Source organism: Variovorax robiniae, assembly GCF_037889955.1.
In the GTDB taxonomy this organism is placed as follows: domain Bacteria; phylum Pseudomonadota; class Gammaproteobacteria; order Burkholderiales; family Burkholderiaceae_C; genus Variovorax; species Variovorax robiniae.
In genome coordinates this window covers 191563-204441 of the sequence record NZ_JBBKZS010000008.1, presented here as the reverse complement: position 1 = coordinate 204441, position 12879 = coordinate 191563, and the positions used below count along the sequence as shown (strand labels likewise).

Annotated in this window: 14 protein-coding genes; 7 read left to right on the top strand and 7 right to left on the bottom strand. The window is 67.0% G+C overall.

Translation table 11 applies throughout. From position 1 onward, the window contains the following. The first annotated feature begins 10 nt into the window (after positions 1 to 10). The 5 genes from WKW79_RS19865 to WKW79_RS19845 are packed head-to-tail and all read left to right on the top strand — an operon-like array spanning position 11 to position 3279. Entirely contained in the window at positions 11 to 652 is a 642-nt protein-coding gene (locus WKW79_RS19865) for a CDP-alcohol phosphatidyltransferase family protein (protein ID WP_340336913.1), read from the top strand. A 55-nt stretch (positions 653 to 707) separates the two neighbouring features. Next, positions 708 to 1307 carry a glutathione S-transferase family protein gene (locus WKW79_RS19860; RefSeq protein WP_340336912.1) on the top strand — a complete coding sequence of 200 codons (600 nt, stop codon included), beginning with the start codon at positions 708 to 710 and terminating at the stop codon, positions 1305 to 1307. After that, a complete protein-coding gene (locus WKW79_RS19855; protein ID WP_340336911.1) occupies positions 1304 to 1963 on the top strand; it encodes a histidine phosphatase family protein in 660 nt (219 codons plus the stop codon). The genes WKW79_RS19860 and WKW79_RS19855 overlap by 4 nt, the downstream gene beginning before the upstream one ends. A gap of 24 nt (positions 1964 to 1987) precedes the next feature. After that, positions 1988 to 2950, top strand: coding sequence for a DnaJ C-terminal domain-containing protein (locus tag WKW79_RS19850; RefSeq protein ID WP_340336910.1), 963 nt, complete (start codon positions 1988 to 1990; stop codon positions 2948 to 2950). Between the two features lie 2 nt (positions 2951 to 2952). Next, positions 2953 to 3279 carry a chaperone modulator CbpM gene (locus WKW79_RS19845; protein WP_340336909.1) on the top strand — a complete coding sequence of 109 codons (327 nt, stop codon included), beginning with the start codon at positions 2953 to 2955 and terminating at the stop codon, positions 3277 to 3279. A 23-nt stretch (positions 3280 to 3302) separates the two neighbouring features. Here WKW79_RS19845 and WKW79_RS19840 read toward each other — a convergent pair whose 3' ends face one another. Beyond that, positions 3303 to 4640: a vanadium-dependent haloperoxidase gene (locus WKW79_RS19840; protein WP_340336908.1), complete on the bottom strand. Its 1338-nt coding sequence runs from the start codon at positions 4638 to 4640 to the stop codon at positions 3303 to 3305. A gap of 205 nt (positions 4641 to 4845) precedes the next feature. On the opposite strand from WKW79_RS19840, the gene WKW79_RS19835 reads away from it, so the two are divergent. Continuing rightward, on the top strand, positions 4846 to 6666 hold the full coding sequence (locus WKW79_RS19835; protein WP_340336907.1) for a winged helix-turn-helix domain-containing tetratricopeptide repeat protein: 1821 nt from the start codon (positions 4846 to 4848) through the stop codon (positions 6664 to 6666). A gap of 116 nt (positions 6667 to 6782) precedes the next feature. On the opposite strand, the gene WKW79_RS19830 is transcribed toward WKW79_RS19835, so the two are convergent. Genes WKW79_RS19830 through gtdA form a run of 4 tightly spaced genes read right to left on the bottom strand, consistent with a single transcriptional unit; the run spans position 6783 to position 10875 of the window. Next, positions 6783 to 7760: a Bug family tripartite tricarboxylate transporter substrate binding protein gene (locus WKW79_RS19830; protein ID WP_340336906.1), complete on the bottom strand. Its 978-nt coding sequence runs from the start codon at positions 7758 to 7760 to the stop codon at positions 6783 to 6785. Then, positions 7757 to 9028: a 3-hydroxybenzoate 6-monooxygenase gene (locus WKW79_RS19825; protein WP_340336905.1), complete on the bottom strand. Its 1272-nt coding sequence runs from the start codon at positions 9026 to 9028 to the stop codon at positions 7757 to 7759. The genes WKW79_RS19830 and WKW79_RS19825 overlap by 4 nt, the downstream gene beginning before the upstream one ends. An 11-nt stretch (positions 9029 to 9039) precedes the next feature. Further along, positions 9040 to 9744, bottom strand: coding sequence for a fumarylacetoacetate hydrolase family protein (locus WKW79_RS19820; RefSeq protein WP_340336904.1), 705 nt, complete (start codon positions 9742 to 9744; stop codon positions 9040 to 9042). Between the two features lie 51 nt (positions 9745 to 9795). Then, entirely contained in the window at positions 9796 to 10875 is a 1080-nt protein-coding gene (gene gtdA / locus WKW79_RS19815; protein WP_340336903.1) for a gentisate 1,2-dioxygenase, read from the bottom strand. 85 nt (positions 10876 to 10960) lie between these two features. Here gtdA and WKW79_RS19810 point away from each other — a divergent pair, with 85 nt between their 5' ends. Beyond that, positions 10961 to 11869, top strand: coding sequence for a LysR family transcriptional regulator (locus WKW79_RS19810; protein ID WP_340336902.1), 909 nt, complete (start codon positions 10961 to 10963; stop codon positions 11867 to 11869). Here the strand turns inward: WKW79_RS19810 and WKW79_RS19805 are convergent. Both WKW79_RS19805 and WKW79_RS19800 read right to left on the bottom strand, forming a co-directional pair. After that, the gene (locus tag WKW79_RS19805) at positions 11836 to 12369 is read right to left on the bottom strand and encodes a GNAT family N-acetyltransferase (RefSeq protein WP_340337048.1); all 534 of its coding nucleotides are present in this window, start codon (positions 12367 to 12369) and stop codon (positions 11836 to 11838) included. The two genes, WKW79_RS19810 and WKW79_RS19805, sit on opposite strands and share 34 nt — an antisense overlap. Next, the gene (locus tag WKW79_RS19800; RefSeq protein WP_340336901.1) at positions 12369 to 12833 is read right to left on the bottom strand and encodes an EVE domain-containing protein; all 465 of its coding nucleotides are present in this window, start codon (positions 12831 to 12833) and stop codon (positions 12369 to 12371) included. Before WKW79_RS19800 ends, WKW79_RS19805 begins: the two co-directional genes overlap by 1 nt. Positions 12834 to 12879 lie beyond the last annotated feature (46 nt).

Genomic DNA, 12879 nt, shown 5'->3' with positions numbered 1-12879 from the left:
GAGGTCACCCATGCCCCTGCCCAGCCCCGCCACGCGGCCCCGCAAGCACTTCTCGATGATCCGAGGCTTTCACCTGGCCGACGCCTTCACGCTCGGCAACGCGGCCTGTGGCGTCGGCGGCGTGTTCCTCGCCATGGCCTACGCCGCCAAGGGTGACCTGTCGCTGTTCATGTGGGCCGCGGCACTGGCGCCCGCGGCTTTCATCTTCGACGTGTTCGACGGCCGCATCGCGCGCTGGCGCCAGACGCATTCGGCGCTGGGCCGCGAACTCGACTCGCTGGCCGACGTGATCTCCTTCGGCGTGATGCCTGCTTCACTGGCCTTTGCCGCCGGCGCCAATGGCGGCTGGGATGCCGCCATCCTGATCTATTTCGTCTGCTGCGGCGTGAGCCGGCTCGCACGCTACAACGTCACCGCCGAGGCACTCTCCGAAGGCGCCGACAAGGTCAAGTATTTCGAGGGCACCCCCATCCCGACCAGCGTGGTGCTCGTCGGGGTGTTGGCATATGCCGCGTGGAAGGGCAATATCGGCGCCACGCTCTGGGGCGGCGCATGGACGCTCGGCCCCTGGATGCTGCACCCGATCGCGTTGCTGTTCGCGCTGTCGGGCACGTTGATGATCAGCAAGACGCTTCGCATTCCCAAGTTCTGAGTCCCGGGGCCGGGGGAGCGAACGGCCCACCTTGATAGAAGCGCAGGAGACAACCATGCAGCTCTACTACAACCCGCACAGCCGGGCCGTCACCGCCAAGTGGATGCTCGACGAATGCGGCATCGACTACGCGTTGGTGAACATCGACTTCAGCAAGCGCGAGCACAGGCAACCTGCCTTCCTTCAGATCAACCCGGCCGGCAAGCTGCCGGTGCTGGTCGATGGACACACCCGGATCTACGAATGCGCCGCGATCTGCATGTACCTGGCCGAGCGCTTTCCGCAGAAGCGCCTGGCGCCGCCGGTGGGCGCCGACGACCGAGGCCGCTACCTGTCGCTGATGGCCTATTCGGCCTCGCAACTCGAACCCGCGGTGAGCGACGCCTTCATGAAGGTCACGCCCACCGCCGCGCGTGAGTGGACCGACTTCCGGGAAGCCGTACACGTCGTGGAACACGAACTGGGCTTTGGCCCCTGGCTGCTGGGCGCCCAGTTCAGCGCCGCCGACGTGATGATCGGCTCCGTCTTCATCTGGCAGAAACTGTTCGGTGGCCAATCGGGCAGCCACAAGATCGACGCCTACATCAAGCGCCTGCTGGCCCGGCCAGCGGCAATGAAACTACTCGGCAATACAGCCTCCCACAAGACTTCATGAGCACCACAAGCCAAGCGTCCCTCGTCACCCCCGCCCACTTCCATCCTGCCGGGCTCGACCTGCTGGTTCAACTGGCCGCCGCCGAGCCCATCGCACCGGCCTGCGACCACTTCTATTTCCTGCGACACGGCCAGACCGGGCGCAACGCACTGCGCATCTTCCAGGCCGCCGACGAGCCCCTGAGCGAACTCGGGCTGGCACAGGCCGCGCAGGCTGCGAGCGTGCTGGCCGGCGAGACCATCCGCAGCATCGTCTGCAGCGACGCGCCCCGCGCCCACGTCACGGCGCAGACCGTGGCAGTGCCGCACGGGCTCGTGCCGGCTGCCGAGGCCGGCTTGCGCGAGCGGCACTTCGGCGCGCTGATCGGCACGTCCTCGGCCAACATCGACTGGGCCTGCGAACCCGAGGGCGGCGAGACGCTCAAGCAGTTCGTCGACCGCAAGCGCATCGCACTGGCCACCGCGCTGGCCCAGCCGGCGCCCGTGCTGGTCGTGGCGCACGGCGGCAGCTTGTTCGTGCTGGCCGCGCTGCTCGGGGTGACCATCGACCTGAGCATCCTCGGCAACGCGCAACCATTGCGATTCGAGCGCACCGGCACCATCTGGTCGATCAGGGCGCTGCAAGCCAAGGGCGATGCGGAGTCCGCCATCGCATAGCTCCGCTTTCAATTCCCCATCACCATGGAATTCAAGGACTACTACAAGACCCTCGGCGTCGAGCGCGGCGCCACCGAAGACGACATCCGCAAGGCCTACCGCAAGCTGGCCCGCAAGTACCACCCCGACGTCAGCAAGGAAGCCGACGCCGAGGTGAAGATGCGCGACGTCAACGAGGCCAACGACGTGCTGCGCGACAAGGAAAAGCGCGCCGCCTACGACGCCCTGGCCGACCGCGTGGCACGCGGCGGGTCGCCCGAGGGCGACTTCCAGCCGCCGCCGGGCTGGGACACCGGCTACGAGTTCCATCGCGGCCCCCACGCGGGCCCGGCCGACCATGCCGACTTCAGCGAGTTCTTCTCGTCCATCTTCGGCGCAGGCGAGCGCCGCGGTGCGACGCGGCAGAACATGCGCATGCGCGGCGAAGACCATCACGCCGCCATCGAGATCGCGCTGGAAGACGCGCTCAACGGCGCCGAGCGCGAGATCACGCTGCGCGCGCAGACCATCGACGCGCAAGGCATGCCGCAGTGGGAGAACCGCACGCTCAGCGTGAAGATCCCGCCCGGCGTGCGGCCCGGCCAGTTCATCCGCCTCGCGGGCCAGGGCATGCCCGGCCACGGCGGCGAACCGGCCGGCGACCTGTACTTGGAGGTGCGCATCGCGCCGCATGCGCACTACCGCATCGAGGAGCGCGACCTCTACATGACGCTCCCCGTGACGCCGAGTGAAGCCGCGCTCGGCGCCAAGGTCGAGGTGCCGACGCCGACCGGCGGCGTGGTCGAAGTGACCGTGCCGCCGAACGCGCGCAACGGCATGAAGCTGCGCCTCAAGGGCCGCGGCCTGCCGGGCAAGACGCCGGGCGACCTGTACCTGCTGCTGGAAATCGCGCTGCCGCCCGCCGACAACGACGCCGCCCGCGCCGCCTACGAGGCGCTTGCGAAAGCGGCCACATCCTTCAACCCACGCCGCCATCTGGGAGTCTGATCATGGCGACTCGATCCGTCATCGCGACCACCACGGTGGTCAGTTCCGCGCAACCGCTGGCCGTCGGCGAACTGGCGCATGCCTGCGGGGCTGATGTGGCCTGGGTGGTGCAGCTCGTCGAAGTGGGCATCGTGCGGGCACGCATCGAACAGCAGGACGCGCCGCCTGCGCAATGGCGCTTTGGCAGCGGGGACCTTCATCGCGCGCTGGCTGCGCGGCGGCTGGAGCGGGACTTTGGGGTGGGGCTGGATGCGGCTGCGTTGATCCTGGATCTGCAGCAGGAGGTGCGCAGGTTGAAAGCGGTGCTGGAATCGCGCGGGACGTTGTGAGAACACGGGTGCCGGGTGGGCCGTCATGGCTTCTCACGGGCCAGGAAATTTCGCTTGAGCACCCACTGTGCAACTTGCCTCCCGATGTCTTCACCGCGCTCGACCGAGTTGCGGAAATGCATGCCACCGAAGACGCGCCCGTCGATCACTTCTGCGGCCATCGCCTCAGTCGTCTTGAAACTGTGGGTGGTGCCTGTCACGGTGCTGTCGAGCGTGAACGCGACCTGGTCGGTGCCGTAGTAAGTCTTGATGGTCTCCGCCACTGCCGCCGTCACGCACCCATGCGCTGCCGGATACTCCGGGTGGTTGGGCGTCGGCACGACCGGCTTCCATGCCGGGTCGGCTGTCGTGGACGAGTTGCCGTCCGTGTCGGCCAGCGGTATCGCGCTTTGCGGGCGCCAGGACTGGTAGTAGTACTTCGAATCGAAACAGGCGATTCCCGTATCGGCCTCGACGACGAGGAACATTGCCATCAGGCGAGCCTGCTCGAGCAGGCTCGCATCGGACATGGCGAATCGCCGCAGATTCCGGTTCCAGTAGCGCGGTGGTGCTTCGGTGTAGAACTTCGCAATCTCCAATTGGGCGTCGGTGCGCGTGCTGCTGACGGCGCCGCCCATCGCGCGCGTTTCATTTAAATCCCTGGCGTAGAGTTCGCTGTCGAGCGCCGGTGGGGCGGGCGCGCGAAACTGCGAGGCGGCCGCCAAGGTGAAAGGCTTGATGAACGGCGCGAATCGATTGACGGGATTCATCCCGCGAAACTGGCCCGGCGCAGTGCCCGGCACGTAGGGCGCCAGTTCCACGGAACGCCCATCGTCGCCACGCAAGGCGAGGATCGCTTGTGCCGAGTCCTTGCCGATGGCCAGACCCAGGGATTTGCTGCTGTCATCCGGAATCGATGCCACGAAGCTGTCGTAGGCGCCTTGGTATTGCGCCGTGCGGTGGGGATACATGCCCTTCAGCACGCCATAGGCCGCCGCCCCCACAGCCGCCTGCTGCGATGCCCCGCTGCCCGTCGCGTCAGCCAGGACAACGCCGAAGGGCTGGTACTGCCCGGCGATGGAGACCAGCGCGTTGTAGATGGCAAGGTGCATGACGGCAAGGTCGACCGAATCGCTCGGCCGCATCTCCGCCGGCGAGCCCGAGGCGTCGGCCGGTGCTGCGACGACATCGGTGCCCACTGCATTCCAGTAAGTCACGGCGTTCGGCTTGCCGACCGTGACCTGCACTGCCTTTGCATCCATGGGTGCCGCGACGCCCAATCCGCTCAGGCCGCCACCACCGCCGCCCCCGCATGCGGCCATCAGGGAGACCAGGAAACCGAGCCCGCCGGCCGCGGCGAGCATCCAGAGCCTTCTGTTCATGTTTCTACCTCCGGGACTGGCGGACCTTCGCCACGTCTCAGGATAGGAGGCGACCCCGGAAGGCCGACGAGCGCGCGCCGATGAAAGGGCGATCAATCGCCGAGAAGCGTCCGAAGGAGTCCTTTCGCGACGCGGAAAACGGGGACAGAATCCGCTTGTTCAACCGCACGCCCCGCCCTGGGCGCACAAGGTCGGAGGATGGTCCATGAACGACGAGCTATCCGCGGTTCACGAGCGCCCCGCGTCGGCGGCTGCCCTTCCGCGCGCGATGGGCGGTGCTGGCAGTACGCCGGCAATGGTGCGCTTTGCCGGCTTCGAGTTCGATTTCGCGCGCGACCAGTTGCGGCGCGGCGACACCGTCATTCCGCTGAGCCCCAAGCCAAGTGCACTGTTGCGTTACTTTCTGGCGCACCCTCAACGCTTGATCGGCAAGTCCGAGTTGCTGGACAACCTGTGGGCCGACGTGGTGGTCACGGACGACTCGGTGGTGCAATGCGTGGGCGAATTGCGCAGCCGGATGGGCAAGGACGGTGCGTTGCTTATCACGACCCATCCGCGGCGTGGCTACATGTTAGAGGCGGATGTATGGCCCGTGGCGCCTGGCGCGACATTGGAAGGGGCGATTGCGGCGCCCTCGCCAGTCGCACCCATCGCCCCTGCGGCACATGCATCGCCAGTCACGCCAGGTAAACCGGTTGACCTCTTCAGTCGAGTGGAATCCATCGCGTCCAGCAAGTGGTCCGTGCCCTTGCGGCGTCCATGGCATGGCCTCGCGCTGGCCCTGGTACTGAGTGTGTTGACTGCGGTAGGGGGGGCGATCTATCTGCAGCCGACAACGGCGCCATACCGTATCGATGACGAGCTCGCGAGGCGCTATTCCATCGTCGTGACGCCATTCCAGGACCTGGGCAGGACGCCCGCGCCCAAGTTGGTCCGCGACGGCCTCGTCGAAGCGGTAGCCGCCGAGCTTGCACAGCGGCAGAACTCGCAGGTGACGCGTTCGGCAACGCCTGCTGGCGCGCGCTACGCAATGAGCGGCAGCTTCGTCGCGCGCGGCGCCGGTGTCGCGATCGACCTGCAAGTCAAGTCGGTTGCGGACGGCGCCGTGGTCTGGGCCGATCACTACGACTACCCCGACGCGAACGATCCCGGCATGAACCTGGACGCGGCGCGGCGGGCCACGAGCGGCCTGCGCCTGCGCTTTGCCGAATTGCACCGGGCGCGCGTGAGCGTACCGGACTATCGCTTCGACCCGGCCGATCTCGCAGTGTCGGGATGGGACGACATAGACCGACGCCAGACGGCGGAGGATGTGAGCCGGGGCCGGGCCCGGTTCGAGCAAGCGCTGCGTGCCGACCCCGACTCCGTGACCGCGCTCACCGGCCTGGGCGCCGCGCTCATGTCACAGCGCTTCGGCAACTCCGGCGAGCCCAACCCGGCGGACGTGGGCGAATCTGAACGCGTGTCGGCGCGGGCCATTGGCATCGCGCCGAACAACAGTGCCGCGCTCATCAACTGGGCCAACGTGTTGGTGTTCCGGGGTCAGCCCCGCCTGGCCCTGCCCTTCTATGAAAAGGCCGTGCTCATCGCGCCCTCCAATGCCAATGCACACGTGCGCTATGCGTGGGTCCTGCTCTCCGTCGGGCGCGCCGACGAAGCCCGTTCGCACATCGACAATGCGCTGCGCATCGGCCACCGCGACCCGCGTGTCACCGCCTCGGCTTGGAGCCTGGCGGCGGTGGGGGCGTTCGTGCAGGGGAATGACGACGAGGCCTACGCACTTTCGCAACGCGCGTTGGCGGAGCGGCCGACCTTCGGGATAGCCTTCGGTACGATGGCCGCGATCGATGCACTGCACGGCCGCACGGCCGAAGCGCAGAAGAACATGGCAGAGCATTTGCGGCTCGTGCCCCACACCTCGGTCGCACGCTACATCGCGAACAACCCGTCGGGCTCCGACAGCTTCCTGGCCGCCCGCAACCGCCTGGTCGCGGGCATGCGTGCCGCGGGCCTTCCGGAGCAATAGGAGAAATGCCGGTCGCTCGGCGTACCCGCCATCGCGGTTGGCGGCCGTGACCCGAGACTCGATGCACGAGCACTCTGCGCCATTGGCCACGCAGAGGCTGCCTGGCTGCACTTGCCTCAATCCAGGCTGATATTCCCCCGCACCACCAGTTCCCCATACACCTTCGACTTCGCCTCCACGTTCCGCGCAATCTCCTCCGGCGACCAGGCCAGCGGCTCGAAGGCGAAGGTGTCGAAGCGGGCGCGGATCTCGGGGTCGGCGATCACCTTGCCCATGTCGGCGTTGATCTTCGCCTTGATGGCCGCGGGCACGCCCTTGGGTGCAACCAGCGAGACGAAGGAATTGACCTCCAGCCCCTTCGGACCGCCGGCCTCGCCGATGGTCGGCACATCGGGCATCTGCGGCACGCGCTTGGGTGCAGCGACTGCGATGTAGCGCAGCTTGCCGGCCTTGTAGATGCCCGCGCTCGACGGGATGCTCGCGAAGGCCCAGGCGATGTCGCCGGCGCCGACGCTGGCATACAACTGAGACACCTCCTTGTACGGCACATGCTGCATGCGCAGGCCGCCCGCCATCGCCTCGAGTTGCTGCGCGCCCAGGTGACCCGGGCTACCGATGCCCCAGGAGCCGTAGCTCAGCGCATCGGGCTTCGCCTTCGCCTCGTTGATCATGTCGCTCATCGACTTCCACTTCGAATCGGTCGGCACCGCGACGAAGAAGGGCGTGCGGAACAGCGAGGCCACCGGGTCGAAGGTCTGCAGCGGCTTGAAGTTGCGCGACTTGTAGAGGTGCGGCAACGCGGCCAGGTGCTCGCTGTCGAGTTGCAGCAGCGTGTAGCCATCGGGTGCGGCGCGGGTCGCCTGTTCGATGGCGATGAAGCCGGCGCCGCCGGGCTTGTTGTCGATCACCACGCGCTGGTTCCAGAGCTTGGCGAGCTTGTCGGAGATGAGGCGCAGCACCGCGTCGGGGCCGCTGCCGGCGGCAAAGGGCGTGACGATGGTGACGGGCTTAGTCGGGTAGTCGGTGGACTGGGCCAGCACCGGGGCACTGATGATGGCGGCGGCGATGGCGGCCAAGGCGAAGCGTGCGTTCATGATGTCTCTTCTGTCTCTCGTTGGAAATGGAATTCTTGCGGGGCGGGTCGTGCCGGGGCGGCATCGAGGCAGTGTTCGGGGCGCCAGCCATAGAGCCATTCGACTGCATCGTGAAAACGCTGCTCCGAGCGGCCCGGCCACAGGCTGTTGCGCACCAGGCGCTCCACGCCCTTGGCGTGATAGAGCCGGCCCATCTCGCGCACCGACAGCACGACACGGGCCGTGCGTGCCACGCGGGCGGATTCGTAGAGGCGGAAGGCACGCGGCAGGTCATCGACACCATCGCGCGAACGGCATGCGCGAATGGCCTCGCCCAACGTGACCGCATCCTCCAGCGCCATGCACGCGCCCTGCGCCAGGTACTGCATCATCGGATGCGCCGCATCGCCGATCAGGGTGGCCGCACCCTTGCCCCAGTCCATCACCGGCTCGCGATCTGCGGTGCTCCAGCGCTTCCAGGAGGTCGGGCGGTCGAGCAACTGGCGTGGCGTCGCGTGGATGCCCTGGAAGTACGACAGCACCTCCTCCTTGCTGCCTTCGGTGACGCCCCACTCTTCCTTGTCGCGGCTGTGGAAGGTCACGACCAGGTTGTATTGCTCGCCCGCGCGCAGCGGGTAGTGCACCAGGTGGCAGTCGGGGCCGGCCCACACCACGGGTGCGTTCAGGCGCAACTCCGGCGGCATGTCGGCGGCGGGCACGACAGCGCGGTAGACCACATGGCCCGAGACGCGCGCCTCGTCGCCGACCAGCTTGGCCCGCACCACCGACTTCACGCCGTCGCAGCCCACCACGGCGTCGGCATTGAAGCGGCGGCCGTCCTTCGTGGTCACGATCACGCCGTCGTCGCGGATGTCGACATCGGCGACCGCGGCGCCGGTGTGGAAGCGGATGCGCGGATCGCTACGAACCGCATCGAAGATCGCACCGTGCAGGTCGGCGCGATGGCTCACCGCATAGGGATTGCTGAAGCGTTTGCGAAAGCTTTCGCCGACGGGCACCGAGGCGACTTCTGTCGCATCGACCGCATCCATCATCACCAGCCGATCGGTGAAGACCGCCTTGCGCCGCACCTCGTCGCCCACGCCCAGCGCGTCGAGCGCCGCGAAGGCGTTTGGGCCAAGTTGCAGGCCGGCGCCGATTTCGCCGATGGAGGAACTTTGTTCCAGCAACTCGACGCGCAGTCCGAGGCGCGCCAGCGACAGCGCGGTGGCCAGGCCGCCGATGCCGCCACCGACCAGCAGGACCGAGGCACGTTCAGGTTTCGTCATGGCGTGTCTCCTCAAGCGATCCGCACGGACAACGGTGCAAAGCCGTCGATGCGCACGGTGATGGTCTCGCCCGGCTTCACCGCGCCGACACCTTCGGGCGTGCCGGTGAAGATCACGTCGCCGGGTTGCAGCGCGAACAAGGTCGAGAGGTTCGCGATGATCTCGCTCACCGACCAGATCAGGTTGCGGATGTCGCTCTTCTGGCGCGTGGCGCCGTCCACTTCCAGCGTGATGGCGCCGGCGTTGTACTCGCCCATCTTGGCAATGGGTCGCACCGGGCCGATGGGCGCGGAATGGTCGAAGGCCTTGCCGATTTCCCAGGGGCGCCCTTGCTCGCGCATCTTCATCTGCAGGTCGCGCCGCGTCATGTCGAGGCCGACCGCATAGCCGTAGATGTGGCTGGCCGCCTGCGCGACCGGGATGTCGCTGCCGCCCTTGCCGATCAGCACGACGAGTTCGGCCTCGTAGTGGTAGTTGGCCGTCTGGCCCGGATATGGCAGCGTGGCCGTGGTGCCCGCATTCACTGGCACCACGGACGCATCGTCATTGGGCTTGCAGAAGAAGAACGGCGGTTCGCGGTCCGGGTCGAAGCCCATCTCGCGGGCATGCGCCGCATAGTTGCGGCCGACGCAGTAGACGCGGCGCACCGGGAACAGGTCGGTCGAACCCTCGACCGGGAGGCCGACGACGGACGGCGGCGTGATGACGTAGGACATGGTGTCTCCTGCCGCGTCAGGGGCGGCGAATGATTGAAAGAAAAAGGGGATTCAGGCTTCGTCGAGGAAGGCTTCGCGCAGGATGCCGATGGCCTGCTGCACCGGACGGTCCGAGAAGCTGAACAGTACGACCTCATCGTCGGCCGACAGCTTGAGCGGCGCCCACGAGGGCACGACGAAGGTGTCTCGTGGACCGAAGGCAAATCGCTGGCCGCCGATCTCGGCCGTGCCGCGCCCCTCGACCACGCTGTAGACCGCGCCATCGGTCTGCCGATGCGTCTTGCCGGCGAAGCCCTTGGGCAACAGTTGCAGGAAGGTCCCGATGGTGGGCATCGGCGAGCCGCCGGTCAGCGGGTTGATGTAGCGCAGCTTGTGGCCCTGCCAGGCGTCGGGCGCTTCCTGGCGCTGCAACGTGGCCAGCGCCTCGCGGCTGCGTGCATAGGGATAGTTGAAGATCGGCGAGGTAGGCGACCGGTGGTCGTGCTTCACCGGCACCATGTTGTGACCAAAGCGCGCCAGGCTATTGCCTTCGGACACGGCCACCTTCTGCGCCTTCGCATCGTCGTTCTCGGCAAAGCCGGCATCGAAGAAGCGGACCATCGGGATGTCCAGGCCGTCGAGCCACACCACCGGCTCGCTGCTGCCGCCGATGCCTTCGTTGCCATGGTCATGCCAGGCCCAGGACGGCGTGATGATGAAGTCGCCGGGGTACATCGTGGTGCGCTCGCCGCCCACGGTCGTGTAGGCGCCCTTGCCATCGACGATGAAACGCAGCGCCGATTGCACATGGCGATGCGAAGGCGCAATCTCGCCCGGCATGATGAGTTGCAGGCCGGCGTAGAGCGACTGCGTGATCGACGAGCGGCCGGGGATGGCCGGGTTCTCCAGCACCAGCACGCGGCGCACGGCTTCCTCGGCCGTGATGAGTTCGGCCGACTCCATGAGGAAGGGCCGGATCTCGTCGTAGCGCCAGATCGCCGGCACGCAGGGCGTCTGGGGCTCGCGGGGCACCAGCGCGTGCAGCGTTTCCCACAGCGGGGTGAGGCTCATGGGCTTGATGCGGTCGTAGAAGTCCTGGCGGCCGGGGGCGCGGGCAGGTGGGGCTTGGCGGGTGGCGACGGCGGTGTTCATGGAGCGGATTGTTCGCCCTTGCCACTATTCCATCAAGCACACTGGCGGATACTTCGAATTGCGTTTTTCAATAATGGAGACTGCGATGGCAAAGCTCGACCTGGAATGGCTGGCCGTGTTCGACGAGGTCTACAAGACCGCCAGCGTGTCGAAGGCGTCCGATCGGCTCGGCATCGCGCAGGCGGCGGCGAGCACCGCGCTCAACAAGCTGCGTGCGCATTTCGACGACAAGTTGTTCGCGCGCACCGCGCAGGGCATGCAGCCCACGCCGCATGCGCAGAAGATCTACCCAGCGCTCCGTGAGGCGCTGGCGCAGCTCGCCATGGCGCGGGGCAGCCAGGCCGTGTTCGAGCCGAAGCAGGCGCAGCGGCACTTCCGCATCTGCCTCACCGACATCAGCGAAGTGGTGCTGTTGCCGCGGCTCCTGAACCATGTGCAACGCGAGGCACCCGGCGTGCAGATCGAGACCGAGATCGTCTCGACCGCCAGCGGTCGCCGACTGGAGGATGGCGAGGTCGACCTGGCCGTCGGCTTCATGCCGCAACTGGAGGCCGGCTTCTACCAGCAGGTGCTGTTCCGCCAGAACTTCGTCTGCCTGGTGGCGAAGGACCATCCGCGCATCGGCAGCAAGCTCACCAAGAAGGCCTTCGCCGCAGAGGCGCATGCGGTGATTTCATCCTCAGGCACCGGCCATGCGATCGTCGACAAGACCATCGCGAGGCACGGCATCGAGCGGCGTATCGCAGTGCGGCTGTCGAGCTTCCTCGGCGTGGCACGTATCGTGGCGCAGACCGAACTGATCGTCGTCGTGCCGCGCATCCTCGGGCAGATCCTGGCGACGCAGGAACCGGTGAAGATGGTCGAGCCGCCGATCGCGCTGCCGGCCTATGCCGTCAAGCAGCACTGGCACGAGCGCTTTCATGCGGACCCGGGCAATGCGTGGCTGCGGCGCACGATCGTTCAGCTGTTCGGCGAGGGTGCGCCGAAGCCTTGATCGGGCCCCTGCGCGCCGGTGCGAAGCTCGTACCGGGCAAAAGCCACCGAGCCCTTGTGGATGACGCTGTGCAATCCGAAGCCGAAGCCTTCATACAGCGCACGCAGCGATCCGCGATCCGCCCGGCAATCCAGGCGCAGCCAAGGCAGCCCCAAGCTTTCCGCACGCGCCTTGGCGAAAGCGAGCAACCCGCTTGAAACGCCCTGCCCCGCCCATTGCCTGCGCACCGCAAGCTTGTGCACGAAGGCCGAAGTGCCACGCTCGATTTCGGGCCAGAAGTACAGGTCTTCCAATTCGAACTTGTTGACGCCGACGATCTCACCCTCGCGGCGATCGGCAAAGAACAGCCCCGCCTCCACATCGCGCAGCACACGCTCGTCGCTGACATGCGCCGCCGTCCACAGCGTCCTGCCGCCATCCACCAGCCACTGCGCGGCTTCCTGCAACACGGCCGCCACGGCCGGCGCATCAGCAACGCCGACCTGCCGGATGTCCCCCATCACTTCAGCATCTTGTCGACGATCAAATGCCAGTGCGCCGCCTCGACCGGCGTGATCGACAGCCGGTTGCCCTTGCGCAAGACCAGCATGTCGGCCAACGCAGGCGTATCGCGCATCTCCGGCAAGGCCAGCACGCGCGTCTTGCGCACGGCCTGCACGTCCAGCAGCAGCCAGCGCGGGTCCTCGAGCTTCGACTTGGCGTCGTAGTACGGCGACTTCGCATCGAACTGCGTCGGATCGGGCCGTGTGCCCGAGGCCACGCGCGCCACGCCGTAGATGCCCGGCTCGGGACAGCTCGAGTGATAGAACAGCACGCCGTCGCCGACCTTCATGTCATCGCGCATGAAGTTGCGGGCCTGGTAGCTGCGCACGCCGGTCCACGGCACGGTGGCGTCGGGCGCGGCCAGCGCGTCGTCGATCGAGCATTCCTCGGGTTCGGACTTCATCAACCAGTAGTTGGGCATGCCCCCATTTTGCCGTGGCAAACTGCGGCGCGCTTCGCGACCCCGC